Annotated in this window: 15 protein-coding genes and 1 rRNA gene; all 16 read right to left on the reverse strand. The window is 42.3% G+C overall.

From position 1 onward, the window contains the following. Positions 1-78, reverse strand: a 16S ribosomal RNA gene (locus tag C2M32_RS02875); the annotation flags it as partial. A gap of 670 nt (positions 79-748) precedes the next feature. Then, positions 749-1,606: a tetratricopeptide repeat protein gene (locus C2M32_RS02880; RefSeq protein ID WP_105167022.1), complete on the reverse strand. Its 858-nt coding sequence runs from the start codon at positions 1,604-1,606 to the stop codon at positions 749-751. A 64-nt stretch (positions 1,607-1,670) separates the two neighbouring features. Further along, a complete protein-coding gene (locus C2M32_RS02885; RefSeq protein ID WP_105167023.1) occupies positions 1,671-3,596 on the reverse strand; it encodes a DNA topoisomerase III in 1,926 nt (641 codons plus the stop codon). Positions 3,597-3,758: 162 nt separating this feature from the next. Then, positions 3,759-5,861, reverse strand: a complete 2,103-nt coding sequence (locus C2M32_RS02890; protein ID WP_105167024.1) for a methyl-accepting chemotaxis protein — start codon at positions 5,859-5,861, stop codon at positions 3,759-3,761. A gap of 272 nt (positions 5,862-6,133) precedes the next feature. Further along, on the reverse strand, positions 6,134-6,466 hold the full coding sequence (locus tag C2M32_RS02895; protein ID WP_105167025.1) for a Na+/H+ antiporter subunit G: 333 nt from the start codon (positions 6,464-6,466) through the stop codon (positions 6,134-6,136). An 8-nt stretch (positions 6,467-6,474) separates the two neighbouring features. Continuing rightward, positions 6,475-6,744: a K+/H+ antiporter subunit F gene (locus tag C2M32_RS02900; RefSeq protein WP_070984038.1), complete on the reverse strand. Its 270-nt coding sequence runs from the start codon at positions 6,742-6,744 to the stop codon at positions 6,475-6,477. Next, positions 6,738-7,274, reverse strand: a complete 537-nt coding sequence (locus C2M32_RS02905; RefSeq protein ID WP_105167026.1) for a Na+/H+ antiporter subunit E — start codon at positions 7,272-7,274, stop codon at positions 6,738-6,740. The genes C2M32_RS02900 and C2M32_RS02905 overlap by 7 nt, the downstream gene beginning before the upstream one ends. Then, positions 7,274-8,794, reverse strand: a complete 1,521-nt coding sequence (locus tag C2M32_RS02910; RefSeq protein WP_105167027.1) for a monovalent cation/H+ antiporter subunit D — start codon at positions 8,792-8,794, stop codon at positions 7,274-7,276. The genes C2M32_RS02905 and C2M32_RS02910 overlap by 1 nt, the downstream gene beginning before the upstream one ends. Next, entirely contained in the window at positions 8,791-9,141 is a 351-nt protein-coding gene (locus C2M32_RS02915; RefSeq protein WP_105167028.1) for a Na+/H+ antiporter subunit C, read from the reverse strand. The genes C2M32_RS02910 and C2M32_RS02915 overlap by 4 nt, the downstream gene beginning before the upstream one ends. Further along, positions 9,141-11,933, reverse strand: coding sequence for a monovalent cation/H+ antiporter subunit A (locus C2M32_RS02920; protein WP_105167029.1), 2,793 nt, complete (start codon positions 11,931-11,933; stop codon positions 9,141-9,143). Before C2M32_RS02920 ends, C2M32_RS02915 begins: the two co-directional genes overlap by 1 nt. Before the next feature lie 279 nt (positions 11,934-12,212). Further along, positions 12,213-13,346 carry a hypothetical protein gene (locus tag C2M32_RS02925; RefSeq protein ID WP_105167030.1) on the reverse strand — a complete coding sequence of 378 codons (1,134 nt, stop codon included), beginning with the start codon at positions 13,344-13,346 and terminating at the stop codon, positions 12,213-12,215. Next, positions 13,333-14,211, reverse strand: a complete 879-nt coding sequence (nlpI, locus tag C2M32_RS02930; protein WP_105167031.1) for a lipoprotein NlpI — start codon at positions 14,209-14,211, stop codon at positions 13,333-13,335. The genes C2M32_RS02925 and nlpI overlap by 14 nt, the downstream gene beginning before the upstream one ends. A 110-nt stretch (positions 14,212-14,321) precedes the next feature. Continuing rightward, on the reverse strand, positions 14,322-16,457 hold the full coding sequence (pnp, locus tag C2M32_RS02935; protein WP_105167032.1) for a polyribonucleotide nucleotidyltransferase: 2,136 nt from the start codon (positions 16,455-16,457) through the stop codon (positions 14,322-14,324). A gap of 230 nt (positions 16,458-16,687) precedes the next feature. Then, complete coding sequence (gene rpsO, locus C2M32_RS02940; RefSeq protein WP_070984030.1) at positions 16,688-16,957, reverse strand: 30S ribosomal protein S15; 270 nt, start codon at positions 16,955-16,957, stop codon at positions 16,688-16,690. Between the two features lie 108 nt (positions 16,958-17,065). Next, on the reverse strand, positions 17,066-18,001 hold the full coding sequence (gene truB / locus C2M32_RS02945) for a tRNA pseudouridine(55) synthase TruB (RefSeq protein WP_105167033.1): 936 nt from the start codon (positions 17,999-18,001) through the stop codon (positions 17,066-17,068). Further along, a complete protein-coding gene (rbfA, locus tag C2M32_RS02950; RefSeq protein WP_105167034.1) occupies positions 18,001-18,435 on the reverse strand; it encodes a 30S ribosome-binding factor RbfA in 435 nt (144 codons plus the stop codon). The genes truB and rbfA overlap by 1 nt, the downstream gene beginning before the upstream one ends. Between the last annotated feature and the right edge of the window lie 45 nt (positions 18,436-18,480).

An 18,480-nucleotide genomic window follows, 5' to 3' on the forward strand; every position in this document is an offset into this window, starting at 1 on the left:
GAAATGTTACCGCTCGACTTGCATGTGTTAGGCCTGCCGCCAGCGTTCAATCTGAGCCATGATCAAACTCTTCAATTAAAAGTTTTTTTGAAACCGAAGTTTCGTGCTCATTGAATTCTGATTTTGATTTCCTAAGAAATCGAATTGACTGTGCGTTATTATTTTCACTTTTAAAAAAGTAAAATCAAAACAGCTCAAGGCTGAATCTTTTAATAACTTATGGTCACTCAGTTCAATTGAGACTCTAAATTTGTTTGCGTCCCTACCGAGGTAGTTCTGCTGTTAGAACTCAATCTGTACGAGTGCCCACACAGATGATTGCTTCATATTTTTAAAGAACGTTTCGAAATGCTTTCGCGTTTCGAGGGATGTGCATTCTAAGCATTCCCTATTTTTTGTCAACACTTAATTTTAAGAAGTTTCAAAGTTAAGTTTTACTCGACCCTGACCCGTTGTTGCTTTGCTTAATCAGCGTAGCGCTCCGTGTCAGTGGAGGCGCATTATAGAGAACTCCCGTCGCAAGGCAAGCACTTTTTATATAAAAATTGCAAAAAAACGCATTTCGAGCAAAAAAACATACAAAACCATTCAAAACGATACGTTCCATGTCAGTTCAGCCTAACAAATCGTGTGAAATTCGTTCGGGAGGAAGATAAGTATTGTAGAAAAAAGTAAAGATGCAAATTATTTTTGCAAAAAGTACACCAGTCATTTCCCATCCCAGTGTACTTCATATCTACAATGTATATTAATACAACAAACTATATAATTTTCGTCGATATGTTGCAGCTAGTGTGTCTCCATCTGGTAAAGAAGTAACAATCTCTAAAAAGTCTTGTTTAGCCGAAGCAAAATTCAAATCGCGCTTTAATATGCTTAGTAGTAGGTCTAATGCCTCTTCTTTTCTTCCGGCTTCGCCAAGCAGTTTTGCTAACCTTAACTTAAGATCATCATTTTCTGGCTCAGCAGCCAATGCTTCACTTAGCATTTTTATTTCTGGTGATTCTTGTTGCGTTTGTGCTTGTTGCAATTTGGCACACAAGTTTTGATAGTAAGCATCTTGCTCTTGCTCATCTACAGAATCTAATAATGCTTTAGCGTCATCTAGCTTTTGAATTTGAATGCAGATATTGGCCAATACGAGTTTTACACGTGTATTGTTAGCGTCAATATCGTATGCCTGTTTAGCAAAGCTAAATGCAGTATTTAAATCATCAGCAGCTAATGCTTGTTTCGCTTGATCTAATAGTAATACTTCAGGTTTAGGTAAATGTTCGGCTAATGCTTTCTTAATTTCATCTTCACTTTGCGAACCTTGAAGCATATCAACAGGCGCACCATTTTTTAACATCACTAGTGTTGGTAGTGATTGTAATCCAATTTGTTGAGCCAGCTGTGACGCTAATGCCTGCTGCTGTTCGCAATCAACAGTAGCTATTATTAAGTGCTCACCATAACTTGTAGCTAAGTTAGACAAAATTGAGGCTTGTGCCAGACAATCTGGATTTTGTGCGCTAAAAAAAGTTAACAAAATCAGTTTATCTTGATTTTGCTCTCCAAGTACCTGCTGGATATTATCTGGCGTTAGGTTGATTTGATTACTCATATCTTTTATTTGTATTGTCTGCTTGTTTTGAATTTATATTGTGGCGAATACTCTAATTACAAGGTCAGTTCATTGCATTAGTCACTTTTTTGCTGCGCTTCTTAAATCTACGTTTTGTATTAGGGGCAGCAGTTAACCCTTTAAAATTGACGTTTTGGACAACTTTAGCAGCCTCAATAAATTCATTAAGCTGTGTCATTAAAGGGGCCATAAAGGCCTGATAAGTACATTCTTTGTCTGCAATCTTCGCTAAATGAGATTCCCATAGTGCAGTTCTATCAGGTAAAGTGAGTGATTCCGGTAGCATATTTACCATCGAATGGCCCACTTCACTCGCCTTTATTTGTTTGCCACTGCGCTGTAAAAAGCCTCTTTTAAATAGCAGTTCAATAATACCTGCACGAGTTGCTTCAGTCCCTAATCCATCAGTTTCTTTGAGAATTTTCTTGATCTCTTTGTCTTTGACATAGCGGTTTATCCCTGTCATTGCGCTCAGTAAAGTGGCATCTGTATAATGCTGTGGTGGCTGAGTATGCTTTTCCTGAATTTGTGCGTCGTTACAATGCAGCTTTTGCCCCTCAACTAGTGGCGGTAAAAAACTCGACAGCGTTTCTTTATCTTGATCCTGCTTGGTGAATAGGACTTTAAAGCCGATAACATTTATTTGTTTGGCCTTAGCAATAAAAAGGCCACCCGCAATTAAGATATATGCTGTGGTTTCAAGGTAACTATAAGGTGGGTAAAACTGTGCAATATATTGGCGACTCACAAGGTTATATATTTGCTGCTCTTGATACCCCAACTGTGCAGTTTTAAGGCGCTTTTCGGTAGGAATGATGGCGTGATGTGCTGCAACTTTTTTATCATTCCAGCACATTGAGCGTAACGATAGATCTGCACTGCTTATCTGTTCTTGCTCACAGCCTTTATTATTCCCGATTGCAGCTACCACGCTATGACGTTGCTGATAATGTTCACTCGGCAAATAACGATTATCTGAACGAGGATAAGTGATCAACTTGTGCTTTTCATACAAGCTCTGACATATATCAAGTACTTGTTTGGCAGACATACCATACAATTTATTGGCGTCAATTTGCAGCGCTGACAAGTTATAAGGTAATGGCACATTTTGCTTCTTTGGCTTTTGTTCTAACTTACTCACCTCCCCCTGTTGGTCAGTGATCCGTGAAGCGACATTTTCCGCAAGCGCTTTGATCAATACACGCTTTTCGTCATCCATATATGGTTCACATGACTCGCTTGGTTGCCATTTAGCTACTAGTTTCTCGTTTGCCTCGGTGACTAAATGTGCAAATACCTCATAAAAGGGTTTGGACACAAACTCGCTGATCTCTCTATCACGCCTTACCACTAGCCCTAAGACAGGTGTCTGAACTCGACCCACAGAAAGCACCCCTTTATAACCCGCTTTCTGGCCGGTCAGAGTAAACGCCCGTGTTAAGTTCATGCCGTATAACCAGTCCGCTCTGGCGCGAGCCAAAGCAGAAATACTGAGTGGCACAAACGTTTGGTTAGACTGCATAACAGATAATGCACGCTTTACAGCCTGAATGTTTAAATCGCTAACGAGCAAACGTTGAGTTTGCTTTTTTTGCTGCTCAGTTAAGCCAACAAACTGTAAAACCTCATCAACAAGCAATTGCCCCTCTCTATCTGGATCACCAGCATGAATAATGACATCTGCAGATTTAATCAGCTTTCTCAAAACAGTTAGCTGTTTTCTCGTTTTGGGTTTAGCCTTAAATTGCCATTGTGAGGGAACTATTGGCAGATCTTGATACTGCCATTTTTTAAATTTAGGATCGTAGTCTTCTGGCTCCGCTTGCTCTAATAAATGACCAATACACCAAGACACCACACTGCCATCACCAACTTCAATAAACCCATCTTGTTTTTTATGAGGCTTTGGTAGTGCATCCGCAATCGCTCTGCCAAGCGATGGTTTTTCAGCTATGTAAAGTTTCATTGACCAAACAAACACCCACTGTATAAATTAACAGTTATTTTATGTTATCTCGCTTAAATACGCCAGTTTATGAATAATCATCTTGGGCACCCATTGAACATTTCAAATAAAGTGCCACAAGACTAAGCTTTTAAAATAAGTCACGACACGTAATGGCTTACTCTATTTGGTTTTCAACAAATTTAACTGAATATGCTTTTGTTCAACAATTTGCGTCATTGAGTTTGCTGCTAACTCTACCTGGTCAGCCAACTGCGACAACTCCATTGCTGCATCAGCAATTCCGGTAGTATTACTATTGATTTCCTCTGTAACTACACTTTGCTCTTCTGCTGCTGTGGCAATTTGTGTTACTTCATTAGAGATACTTGCAAGCATAGAAACCATTGTACTCATCGCTTGGGCTGACTCTTCACAATAAGCAACCGCTTGCTCGCCCTGAGACACTGAATTCTCAATAATTCCCTCAGATTGATTCACCTCATGAATCAGGTTGTTAATTAGTTCACTAATATCATTGGTCGATGCGTGTGTTTTCGAAGCCAAAGCTCTTACTTCGTCAGCCACAACAGCGAAACCTCTGCCTTGTTCACCAGCTCGCGCAGCTTCAATCGCCGCATTGAGTGCTAATAAGTTGGTTTGTTCTGCAATAGCTCTAATCACATCTAGAATTTGCGATATATCAGTACTTCTCTCCACCACCTTATTAATTGCATTTTTTGCATCAAGCACTTGTGATGCCATGTTTTGCACCGTCTCAGTTGTTTGGACGATACTAGCTTCACCTTTTTGAACTTGCTCAGACGCCTCATTGACACTTTGCGCTGCCTGCTCCGAGGATCTGGCAACCTCTGAAGCAGTTGCACTAAGCTCATTGATTGCAGCAACTACACTGTCAATTTCATTATGTTGGTTGGCCACTTTATTCTTTATGTTAATAGCCACTTCATTCGTTTTAAATGACTGTTGGTATGATTGTTCAGCAAGCAGTTTTAGATCATCTATCATTTTACGCAATTTATCAGTAAACGAATTAAACCCTTTAGCCAATGCCATTAGCTCAGCATGTGAACTCACTTCTAATTCATGTGTTAAGTCACCTTCGCTACTTGCCAAATTTTCTATACGTTGCTGAATGTGAGTTAGTGGCTTAATAATATTGTTGATAAGTACCATAGCTACCGCAATCCCGACAATGGCGACCAATAGTCCCACCAATAACATAGTTTTGCTTAGTGCATCTGATGAAGATTCTAATTCCTGCGCCAATTCTTTGGACTGCGCAAGAACAACCGCTTTAGGTACTTCAATCAGTAGCGACCACGTCACATTTGGTAACTCAATATTTATAGGTAATGCGACTGCAATATCTTCACCCATATCCAACAAGCCTTTGCTTTCATGCAGTTTCATTAAACTCTCAGCATGAGTACCCGTTACAGATTCACTTAATGGTCTTGCAAGCTTACTATAATGGCTAGAGCCAACAACAAGGCCTAACTCACTCAACAATGTGACCTTTGCCGCACCTTGATAAAGACTTTCAGATAGCTCCTCGACTTGCTGCTGGAATACAGGCAGGTTCACATCCACCCCCACCAGACCAACAAACTGTCCATGAGCTTTTACCGGTACGGTGAGTGATGTCATTAACATATCACTATATAAATACGGTTCCATTATACAGGGGGCATTTTTATCACGAGCACACAAATACCATTCAGCTTCCCTCAAGCCAAATTCATTTCTAGTATCAAGGTATTTGTCAGCCGCCGCCGCTACTTTTTGTTGCGTTACAGTTTGCCCTTCACGCGTAAAGTAAATTTCTAACGTGCCATCCCCGGCAACAGAATGGCTTGCACCGCCCATGAACTGCCCATCTTTGTTGTCATAACCGTTGGCTTCAAACTGCGCATACATTGAGGAAACAAATTTATTCTCTGTTAGTGCCCCAGCCACCGCCTTTTGTACAACCTCCCTAGACAAGGGCTGAACCTGTGCTGTGTTGTTCAGTATTCCTGAAAAAGTCAAAGGTATACGGTAAGCCTCATTAATAAAGCCCGAGACTTTCTGGGCGTAATAACGACCCTGTGCTGTAAGACTTTTTTGCGCTTCATCGTACAAAACATCCTGAACTTGTCTGTTTTGTTTTTCATTTTGTGTGCCCAAATGTAACCACATATATAGCGTAAGTATCATCACCAACGATACAACCAACACAGTGACAAACACGAGCAACTTACTTTTTATTGAGGTGTATTTCATGAACTTCCTTTTGAGCAAAACCTGAGCTTAACTCGAACCACACATATGATTTGAGTGGCCGTAATATACATTTTTAAAACCTGCACGACTGAAACTAAATGCAATAAAACTGCTACTTATTGATCATTCTGCAAGTTTTCAAATGTCTGAATTTATTTTTATAATACAAGAACATCATAAACATACGAATTGTGCAACCGTTGCAATTTTTCATTACAATAAAAAAGGCATGATAATCATCATGCCTTTCTAAGATTCAACCCGCTTGCTAACTAAACGTCATCCTCAATATTACCTTTGCCAGAGGTGCGTTCGATGCTTTTTAATTTGTGGTGAATCGCTGATTTTATCAACATGTAGCCACTGATAGGTGCGGTAAGTAACAGGAAGATAGAAATCAAAATCTCTTTCGCACTGATCCCAGCCTGTAGCTGGCTAAAATATATCATTGCAGCGGTGAGTAAGCTGGCCATTCCCAAAGTAGTAGCCTTTGTTGGCCCATGCAGACGCATAAAGAAGTCAGGCATTTTCACTAAACCAATTGAACCAACCAGTACAAAAAAACCACCTATCAATAATAGTATTGAAATTATCCACTCAGACATAACAGCCCCTATTCGATTATGTCGCCACGTAGTAAGTATTTACATACTGCTACCGTGCTAACAAATCCTAACATTGCGATAAGAAGGGCTGCTTCAAAATACAATCCCGTACCCATGCTCATACCGTACAAAATGATTAGCGCGATACTGTTAATATACATCGTATCCAGCGCTAAAATTCTGTCTGGCACTGAAGGCCCTACAACTAAGCGCCACAAATTCAACAGCAGTGACAAACCAATCATTGCAAAAACAATCAGGATCACAGTCTCTAACATTCAAAAATCTCCTTAAGCGGTGCCTCATAACGCTGCTTAACGGTTTGTATCAAGGCCTCTTCGTCCTCTAAGTTAAGCACGTGGATCAGCAGGTAGCGCTGCTCTGGTTTGCTGCCATCGGGCAAAGACTCACGCCAAGGATAAACCTCTGCACTCACCGTTCCTGGTGTTAAAGATACCGTACTTGCTAAAATCGTGATCGGCATACTATGTGATAAATCCAGCGGTACCTTCACAAATCCCGGTTTGAGTCTTTTCGTTGGACCCAAAATTAACAACGCAACTTGTACGTTAGCGGTAATAATATCGTACAACACCAAAAACAAATGTCTGATTGCCAGGCCTGGTTTCAAAATCAACGGCTGCTTAGTACGAAATGGTTGCGTCGCCAAAGGAATTACAATGGCTAATATCACGCCTAAGATAATATGACCTGCCGAAACGCTATTATTAAGAAGTAGCCAAACACAAAACAGCATCAAACTGCGAAATGGCGTTGGTAACCAAGCAAAACGAGCTTCTAAACGCATTATTGCCCTCCTTCTAAAACTAGGCTTACATTACCAGCAAAGTTATGTAATTCCGTTGCTGTAAATAATGCATAATCACTGAGTGGGCCTGCAAAAATAATCATCATAGGTGAAGCCAATACAAGTAAGAACAGCGCACAGCACTGTGCTGGGTGTACCAAATTCTGCTCACCTGAATCTGCTGGTTTAGCCGTAGTATTGTGCCAAAATAATGTACTACCGGCTTTGGATATCGCCATCAATACAGCAAGACTCGCCAACAAATAAACAGGCCAAAACACCATCACATATTCAGTTTCGAAAGTTGCTCTGAGTAACCAAATTTTAGCAACAAATCCTGATAACGGAGGCATACCAATCACGGTGATTGCCGCCAAAATAAACCCACCGCCTAATAACAAAGGCTGCGCAACTGGACGCCCTGCTGTGATCCTATCCGAAACCTTACCACGCTGACGTGCGATGAGATCAGCAATTAAAAACAAGGCTGCACTGACTAATGTTGAATGAACTAAGTAATAAATAGCAGCAGCACTTGCTTGCACACTCTGAACAGCGACCAGCGCCACTAATGTCCCCACAGAAACAATCACCAGATTAGCGGTTAGTTTACGCAAATCTTGACTGGCCAGCACTCCAATGGCTCCGACTATGATAGTGGCAATTGCTAACCACCACAGCCAGCCTTGTGCCATGAGGCTCAGCTCTCCCGCGTTCTTACCAAACACTAACGTATAAACACGCATCATTGAGTACACACCCACCTTGGTCATAATCGCAAACAATGCTGCAACAACTGGCAGTGCTGTTGCATAGGTATTAGGCAACCATAAATGCAGCGGCAACAATGCGCCTTTAAGTGCAAATACAACTAACAGTAGTAATCCGCCAATTTTGGCCAGATAGATGTCATCTCCGTGCAAAGTAGTAACTTTGTGTGCCATATCCGCCATGTTCAGAGTACCTAACACGCCATACAGGGTGCCCAAAGCAATGAGGAATACCGCTGAACCGACTAAGTTCAAAATCACATATTGCAATGCTGCGCGAGTGTTGTGTTTGTCACCACCGTGCATTAACAATGCATAGGAAGCAATCAGTAGCACTTCAAAGAACACAAATAGGTTGAACATATCTCCGGTTAAAAACGCACCGTTCACCCCCAAAATCAAGAAGTGCATCAAAGGGTGAAAAAATGCTCCTCTCTCATCATCACCGGCGCACGCATAAAGTGAGCAAGCAACACCTAATACAGCGGTTAGTGTCACTAGCAATACAGACAGCGGATCAGCCACCATTACGATTCCAAATGGTGCGGACCAATCACCTATCGCATAAACCTGCGAGCCATGATTTTTAACTTGGAAAAGCAATAATACAGAGACGCACAAAGTCGCTAAGGCAAAAACCACAGACGCTACACGCCTGATCTTTAGGTTCTTACCGCAAGGTGGCATCAGAAGAATAACGCCCGCCAGCATGGGCAATAAAATTGGCAAAGAAGTCAAATGCTGGATCATGCTTTACCCTTAGTTTTGTTTTTAGAAGTTTCCTGCCCATTTACATGGTCATTACCCAAGTCAGCTCGGCCACGGATTGCCAAAATCACAACAAATGCCGTCATCGCAAAACCGATCACTATTGCTGTGAGCACTAAAGCTTGTGGTAGCGGATCGGCATACGCCTCTGAATACCCTAAAACAGCCGCTTCATTAAGAGCTAAACGGCCAGAAGAGAACAAAAATAGATTCACAGCATATGACAACATAGTTAACCCAAGCACCACAGGGAATGTACGTGCGCGCAAGATTAAAAATACGCCACAGGTTACCAACAGTCCTACACAAGACGCATATAACAATTCCATTAAAAGTTTACCTCTTCTTTTGGCGCATCCGCGGTGACTTTACCCAAACTCGCTAAAATCATTAAAGTTGCACCAACAACAGTTATATAAACACCTAGGTCAAACACCAACGCACTTGCTAGTTCGATTTTTCCAACTATCGGTATATCAAAATAGTCAAACCAAGAGGTTAAGAATGGACGGCCAAAGAACCAACTGCCAACACCTGTCAGCAAGGCAATCGCAATGCCCGATGCAATGATTTTTCTATAATTGATTGTCAGGCGCTCAGCAATCCAATTTGAGCCATGAGCTATATACTGCAAAATAAATGCTATTGCAGTGATCAAGCCTGCGATAAAGCCCCCACCCGGTAAATTGTGTCCACGTAAGAAAATGTAGAACGAAACTAACAACGCTAATGGCAACAAACTTTGCGAGATACTGGCAAGCAACAACGGATAACGCTCTTTCGCCCAAGGACGACCCTCACTGTCACTAGCAGGCATAAACAAAGGTAGATTAATAAGCAACTTGTAAATACCCAATGCAGCAATCCCAAGCACGGTGATCTCACCCAAGGTGTCAAAGCCCCTAAAGTCAACAAGAATCACGTTAACCACATTAGTACCGCCACCACCAGTTTTAGCATTGGCAATGAAAAACTCTGAAATAGAATCGAGCGGTCTGGTGATCATGGCATAACAAATACTGCCTATTACAACACCTATCGCTGACGATATCCCAATATCTCGTAATACCCTAATTGAGCTTGATTCCTTGGGTGTTCTTTGTGGTAGGAAGAATAAAGCCAACATCAGCAAAATGATGGTTACCACTTCAACCGTTAACTGCGTCAACGCCAAGTCTGGAGCAGAGAAACGTGTAAACGCTACTGAAACCATCAAACCAACAACGGATACCATCAACAGCGATACCATTCGCACATGATGCCAGATCACAGTACCAATCGCGCCTATCATCAATAAAGCCGCACCGATACCATTGTGCATATCTACTTCTGTGGGTTGTTTACCTCCCACAAGCTGCGCCATTTCAAACAATGGCCACCCGGCACTTATCAGTACCACCAAAAACATCAGCATCAAGTAACGTTGCAAAGAGCCATTTTCAATAGCAGTAATCTTACGCTGGCTCCACTTAACTATGTTGTACACACTGTTATCAAACACCTTTTTCGCATTTAGTGGTGGCAAAGATGCTTGGAATTGAAATAGATAACGGCGCTGAGTATAAATGAGCAAACCACCGCACACAGCAATACCACTCATCAGGAGAGGTAAGTTAAAGCCGTGCCACAATGCAACATGATATTCTGGCGCACTACCACCTAGTACGGCTGAGGATGCGACATTGAGAATGCCATCAATGACGAGGTTAGGAAACATACCTACCAACAAACAAAGAGCCACTAATATTTCAATTGGAACTCGCATATAACGCGGCGGTTCATGAGGTTCTTTAGGCAAATCAATCGGATCACCGTTGAAAAATACATCATGTATAAATCTTGCTGAATAAGCGACTGAGAAAGCCCCTGCGACAGTTGCCAGTACAGGGATAAGCCAAGACATAGAGCCAAGTAATTGCTGATATAAAGTTTCAGCGAAGAACATTTCTTTAGATAAGAAACCATTTAGCAAAGGTACACCCGCCATAGCCGCGGCGGCTACCATGGCCAATGTCGCGGTATATGGCATATATCGCCACATACCATTAAGTTTACGCATATCTCGCGTACCTGTTTCATGGTCAATAATACCCGTTGCCATAAACAACGACGCCTTGAAGGTTGCGTGATTAATAATATGGAAAATAGCCGCCACTGTTGCCAGCTCTGTATCTAACCCAAGCAGTAAAGTAATTAATCCCAAATGACTGATTGTTGAATAAGCAAGTAACCCCTTTAAGTCATGTTTAAACAGGGCCACGTAAGCTGCAAACAATAATGTTGTCAATCCGGTCAAACCGACCATAACGAACCACAAGTCAGTACCAGCTAAAGCCGGATAAAAACGTGCCAGCAAAAAGATCCCTGCTTTCACCATCGTTGCCGAGTGTAAATAAGCACTCACAGGTGTCGGTGCAGCCATCGCATGGGGCAACCAAAAATGGAACGGGAACTGCGCAGACTTAGTAAACGCTCCCAGCAATACCAGAATCAACGCCACTTCATACAAACCATGCGCCTGAATAAGGGCTTTGCTTTGTAAAATCACATCTAAGTTATAACTGCCAACGATGTGGCCAAGTATCAGCAAACCTGCCAGTAATGCTAAACCACCACCACCAGTTACCGCCAACGCCATTCTTGCGCCTTTGCGCGCTTCAGATTTATGCCCCCAATAACTAATAAGCAAAAATGAACTTATGCTTGTCAGTTCCCAGAAAACCCATAGTTGTAACACATTGTTAGACGTAACAATGCCCAGCATCGCGGTCATAAACAACATGAGATAGGAAAATAGTTTTGGCATCGAATCTTTTTCGCTCAAGTAATAGCGAGCATAAAATATGACAAGAATACCTATGCCTAAAATCATAAATACAAACAGTAAAGCGAGCCCGTCAAGCCTAAAGGCAATTTCAAGCCCTAACAGAGGGATCCAAGCAATGCTTTCACGTAATACTTCCCCAGCAAACACCGCCGGTGAAATATGTATCGTTAAAGCCAGTGCTATAAACGGCGTAATGAGTGTCAACGCAGTAGATTGGTTGCGTGACAACTTACCCGAAAATGATGAAAGAATACTGCCGATAAAGGATAGCAAGGGTATCCAAAGCAAAGTCATAGATTAAACCTTTTTGTTTCAGTGTCGTAAATGCACGACCCACACTGAGTGCGTGTCCAACTTAGCATGTTTTTAATAATTCTAAATGGCACGCTTTGAGCACACAAAACTTCCCCAGTTATACTGTATTAGTGTTTGAGTTGTCTATAGTTCCACACTCTAGCTGATGATATTTTAGACAACTTTAACAAACAATTCAGATAATATTCATATCTATGTTTCACCTATGCCCTGAACTGTACTTATACATAAAGTCAACTGAGTGTCAGTAACTGTAGACTACCGGCTTGAAAGTGTCTCCAATCGATAACGCTTTGAGTTAATAGCATTTTGCCACAAGGTGCGATAACTCTCAGATAACGGTAATTCCTGATACTGCATAATGCTCCAGCTTTTACTTGGTTTATATGCTTGATGTGCACCATGTTGGCATGTTTCGCTAGCGTACCAATTTTTCGGAGGCGCGCTCTCGGTGACAATTAAATTAGGGGCCAACTGGCCACTTTGTTTACACAGCCATTGTGCTTTACTTGGTGCAATCGCATATTCATCCTCAAATCCACTAAAGTGCATTAATTCATGTAAAAAAACCTGATAATTGTGTTCCGCTGTCAGCGTCATCACCCCTTTGACTACATTCGCCATACCCGTTCGGGTCATGATAACCAAATAATCCACGTTAGTGAGCTGCTCGCGATAACGCGCTAACATGTTTTTTATATCGCACCGAGCATATCCGCTTGACGATTCTGCGCATGACATAACATCGCCAACATAAAACACCTCTGACAGGCAATAGCTGTTTGGCATAGGTTCTGGTTGTTTTAAGTATTGTGTTCGGATCACGTCGAGTTTCGTCACCCCTGAATAATGATCACTCAGCATCAGCACACGGTTTAGACATGTTGGAGCGAATTTCCAACCCAAGGAAAGCGTCATTAAGCCATATTCAGCCAGTACAGAGGAAGGTAGTTGCTCAGGTAGTACACCTTGCTCACTGGCCAGCAAAGTGTTTATCTTGTCTGTTAAACTAATCACTTTTGCCAGCCTACTCAGTTCCTCAAATGCTCGATGCTGCTCAAAGACCTGTTGTAAACGTCTGTGCTGCGCTTGTGAGACTTCTGCATAAGACTTTTGCCAGTACAAACGACTGACACTATAACGCTTGCTTTTTGCAAGCCGAATCGCCCATTCAAATTGCACTGCGGGGTCATTTAACTCCAGCATGGTACGAATCGTTGCGTCGGGTAAAGTCTCCAGCTTGATGCGGTGCTGTGCGAAAAAGTAGCTCTGAGGGTAAGCCGTCAAATAATCAGTACGAGCGTGCGAGTCTAACAACTGCGGATGATGATGGCTTTGCGACATTATCAATATCACAAAGCCCAACAAGATAAACTTGCTAACTTGGCGCATTACCAGCTAACAGGTCCAGTTCTAAGCGAGCATATTTATGCTCTACAAATTCGTAAACGTTGGTGGCAAGTGCCAGCTTAAAAAAGTCAATAGCAACCGCTTTCTTACCGCGTGACTGATAAAGCTTACCGAGATAGAAATAAGCTTCGCATAATCGCTCAGCATATTCCTGCTGATTTGATATACCTTCACCCAACTGCTGTAAAAACTGTCCTTCGCTGATCTGTCCTAAATACAACTGAACAAGTTGGCTGGACCATTGCTGGGGGTCTAATGTAGTGCTATTTGAACGCAACTGCTCTTGTGCTTTTAATGGATCAACCTTCTCCTGAGCCAGATACAACCACATCATTCGATATGCATCTTCAGGCGCTCGCGCTAAAAATGTTGCGAAGTCTTGACTGGCTAAGGCAGGACGATCACCGTAATAAAGTGCAATACCACGATTAAGGTAACCATACTCGTGCGAATCATCCAACTCTAGTAAGGTGTCAAACATGTCGTATGCTTGCCCATACTCTTGCAACAAAGTGTGATGAATACCGAGAAAGTTATAGACCTCAGCCAAATCAGGTTTCATTTTCACCGCACGGTTAAAATCTATGCGTGCCAAGGTGGTTAACCCTAGGCTGTCATAAAGCATACCACGATTGTAAAACAGCTGAGCTCTTTGCTCTTGTTGTAAGTCACTGGCAAGTAAAAACTCCGAATAACGAGCAATAGCAAGTTCGTTACTAAAATTGGAGGCCAATGGAACGCTTAAGGGCACATTGATCACATGTTGTGCGCCTTTCTCGGGACTAGATTGACAGCCGAGCAACCCAATGACAAACAAGGGTAAAAAAAATATGGATGTTAACTTCATGTCCTTCCTCTAGTCGCTCTTAGAGCATATGTCGCGTAGCGGCCATTAAAACATAAAAAAAGGGGGCATACAGCCCCCTTCCACTACTATCTTGTTTTATTTACACAAAATTACTCTGCAGGTGCTTCTGGCGCTTGCTCAGAAGGCAGCTCTGTTGTCTCTTGTGCTTCTTTAATGCTAAGACGTACGCGGCCCTGACGGTCCACTTCAAGTACTTTAACTTTAACTTCTTGGCCTACTGATAAGTGGTCAGCGACATTGTTAACGCGCTCAGCACTGATTTGTGAAATGTGTACTAAACCATCTTTACCTGGTAATACATTTACAAACGCACCGAAGTCAACAATACGCACTACTTTACCGTTGTAGATAGTACCCACTTCAAGTTCTGCTGTAAGAGCTTCAATACGTGCAATCGCATCTTTTGCACTCAAGCCATCAGTTGCAGCGATCTTGATTGTGCCATCGTCTTCGATTTCAATCGTAGTGCCTGTTTCTTCAGTTAACTGACGAATTGTTGCGCCACCTTTACCGATTACTTCAGCAATCTTCTTAGGAGGAATGTTCATTGTGTAGATGCGCGGAGCAAATTCAGAAAGCTCAGCAGATGGTGCAGAGATAGCTTCATCCATTACAGATAAGATATGCAAACGAGCTGCTTTAGCTTGTTTTAGTGCAATTTGCATGATCTCTTTGTTGATACCTTCAATCTTGATATCCATCTGTAGGGCCGTAACACCTTGGCTAGTACCTGCTACTTTAAAGTCCATGTCACCTAAGTGATCTTCATCACCTAGGATGTCAGAAAGAACTACAAAGTTTTCTTCTTCTTTCACAAGACCCATCGCGATACCCGCAACAGATGCTTTGATTGGTACACCCGCGTTCATAAGTGCTAGCGACGTACCACACACAGAAGCCATAGACGATGAACCATTTGATTCTGTGATTTCAGACACAACACGAATCGAATACGGGAATTCTGCTAGCGTAGGAAGTACCGCCTGAACACCACGCTTAGCAAGGTTACCGTGACCGATTTCACGACGCTTTGGTGAACCAATGAAGCCTGTCTCACCAACACAGTAAGGAGGGAAGTTATAGTTCAGCATGAAGTGATGCTTGTGTGTACCTGTTAGGTCATCAATCATCTGTGAATCACGCTCAGTACCTAAGGTCGCAGTCACTAACGCTTGTGTTTCACCACGTGTAAAGATAGCTGAACCGTGAGTACGTGGTAATACGCCAGTCATTACGTCCAACGCACGAACCATGTCTGGTTCACGACCATCAATACGCTTTTCACCGGCAATGATGCGACCACGTACGATTTTCTTCTCTAATGAGCCAAACAGTTTACCCACTTCTTGAGTGTCTAACTCTTCGCCTTCAGCTAGTTCAGCTGTTAAAGCAGCAACAACCGCTTCTTTGGCTACTGAAAGAGCTTCTTTACGCGCTACTTTGTCAGTGATGCGATAAGCTTCACCTACTTTCTCTGAAGCTAGTTCAGCAATTTTGTCTGCAAGTGAAACGTTCTTCTCTGGAGCAGCCCATTCCCAAGTAGGTTTGCCTGCTTGTGCTTTGAACTCTTCTACCGCTTTAATGATCGCTTGAGATTGTTCATGACCGTATACAACGGCGCCTAGCATTTCTTCTTCAGAAAGCACATCTGCTTCAGACTCAACCATAAGTACTGCGTTTTCAGTACCCGCTACAACTAAGTCTAATTTACTTTCTTCTAGCTCTTTAAGCGTTGGGTTCAATACATACTGGCCATCAATATAACCAACACGCGCCGCACCAATTGGACCATTAAATGGAATACCAGAGATCGCTAGTGCCGCTGACGTACCAATCATCGCAACCATATCAGGTTGAATTTCTGGGTTAACAGAAACAACCGTTGCGATAACTTGTACTTCATTCACAAAACCATCAGGGAAAAGTGGACGAATTGGACGGTCGATTAAGCGAGCGATTAGCGTTTCGCCATCATTTGGACGACCTTCACGCTTTAAGAAACCACCAGGGATACGACCAGCAGCGTACATACGCTCCTGATAGTTAACAGTCAGTGGGAAAAAGTCTTGACCAGGTACCGCGTCACGCTTACCTACTACAGTTACAAGTACAGATGTATCACCAATGCTTGCAAGTACAGCGCCGTCAGCTTGACGAGCAATTGCACCTGTTTCTAGAGTCACAGTGTGTTGACCTAGTTGAAATTCTTTAATAATTGCTTGCACAAATATTTCCTTAATAAAAACAAATATAGACGCCAACAACTACCAATTACAGTCTTAACCAGACTCAACAGTCTTTGAATCTGGTTAAGCACTACAATTGGCAAACGATGTCGGCGCAATTTCGGCCCTATGCCGAAGTGCCCTAGTATACTTGTACAGCGGCCACAAAAAAAGGGGCTATTAAGCCCCTTTTTTGATGTTGGCCAAAAAGCCAACAAATAATCAAGCGATTAGCGACGTAGGCCAAGCTCTTTGATTAGTGCAGAGTAACGATCAACGCTCTTACCTTTTAGGTAATCTAGTAAGTTACGACGTTGGCTAACTTTGCGAAGAAGACCACGACGTGAGTGGAAATCATGCTTGTGGTTAGCAAAGTGACCTTGTAACTTGTTGATGTCAGCAGTAAGAAGTGCAACTTGTACTTCAGGTGAACCTGTGTCGCCTTCTGCACGTGCGAATTTTGCTACGATTTCTGCTTTTTCTTGGTTGCTTAGTGACATAATAACTCCAAAATAAATTTAAATTGTGCTTTAGCCGATCACTAATTCAGCCAAAGCGAGTAAGCGGCGCGCATTGTAACAGCAATCCGCACCAGAAACTAGCAAAACTTATTGATTGGTGGCAAGCGCTCTTTTTGCCTTAAGGTGACCATCTGCGTTGCGCTCACCAATACCAATAAACTGACCATCAGCAAGTACTTTAACAACCCCATCAGGTACATTTCCGCACACCACCACTTGACCATGGCTAAAGGCGATACCTTGCTGGGCTGATATTTCTATCGCCGGCAAATCAACCAAAGCACTGTCCATAGGTAAGAGTAACTGATCGATATAAGTGGAAGGCTCAACACCTTCAGCTTTTGCTTGGTTAAGCTTTTCTTCCAACTGTTCAATCGTCACCATCTTTTCACTTGGATAGTGGCCTACTTTAGAGCGATGCAGCATGATGACATGCGCACCACAGCCAAGCTTTTCGCCTAAGTCATCAACAATGGTACGAATATACGTGCCTTTTGAGACATGGGCTGTCATTTGAATTTCTTCATTGTCAGCATCATACTCATCAAGTGTTAAGCTATACACATTGATTTTTCTGCATTTTCGTGGCACTTCAATGCCCTCTCGCGCATATTTATATAAGGGCTGTCCCTGATACTTAAGCGCAGAGTACATAGATGGGTATTGGTCAGACTCACCTAAAAAACTGTCAACAGCTGCTTGAATCGCGTCTTTATCAACAGTAACGGGACGTGTTTCTACCACTTCACCATCAGAGTCAGAAGTTGTTGTGCGTTCGCCAAGCTTAGCGCGTACCACATAAGTCTTGTCAGTATCCAATAAAAACTGTGTAAACTTGGTCGCCTCACCAAAGCAAATTGGTAACATACCTGTCGCTAATGGATCTAACGCACCTGTATGTCCCGCTTTTTGTGCGAAATAAATACCTTTAGCTTGCTGTAATGCTTTATTTGAAGAAATCCCTTCGCGCTTGTGCAATAACACAATGCCATCAACCGAGCGACCTTTTGAACGCCTAGCCATTACTTTTGCTCGTTCTCGGAAGAATTATCGGAAGGACTCTCGGATGAATTCTCAGATGACTCTGAACCACGTTTCTCATTGTCTTTACGAATTACCGTATCAACTAAATTAGAAATACGCATCCCCTCTAGCAATGAGTTATCCACCACAAAACGCAACTCAGGCATGATGCGTGCGCGAATTCGCTTACCTAATACTGAACGAATATAGCCCGTAGCATCATTTAGAATAGCAACACTTTGTTTAGTCTTATCTTCATCAGTAGTATTAAGTACCGTGATAAAGATTTTTGCATAAGACAAATCCCTTGAAACCTCAACAGCCGATACCGTTACAAAGCCTAGACGGGGGTCTTTAATTTCACGTTGTAGAATGACCGCAATTTCTTTTTGAATCTGCTGAGCCACTCTGTCTGTGCGAGAAAATTCTCTCATTTTCACCACTTATAAAATTAACTTATTGAAAAATAAAAATAAGTT

It is taken from the genome of Pseudoalteromonas sp. T1lg23B (assembly GCF_002964665.1).
Classification (GTDB): Bacteria; Pseudomonadota; Gammaproteobacteria; order Enterobacterales; family Alteromonadaceae; genus Pseudoalteromonas.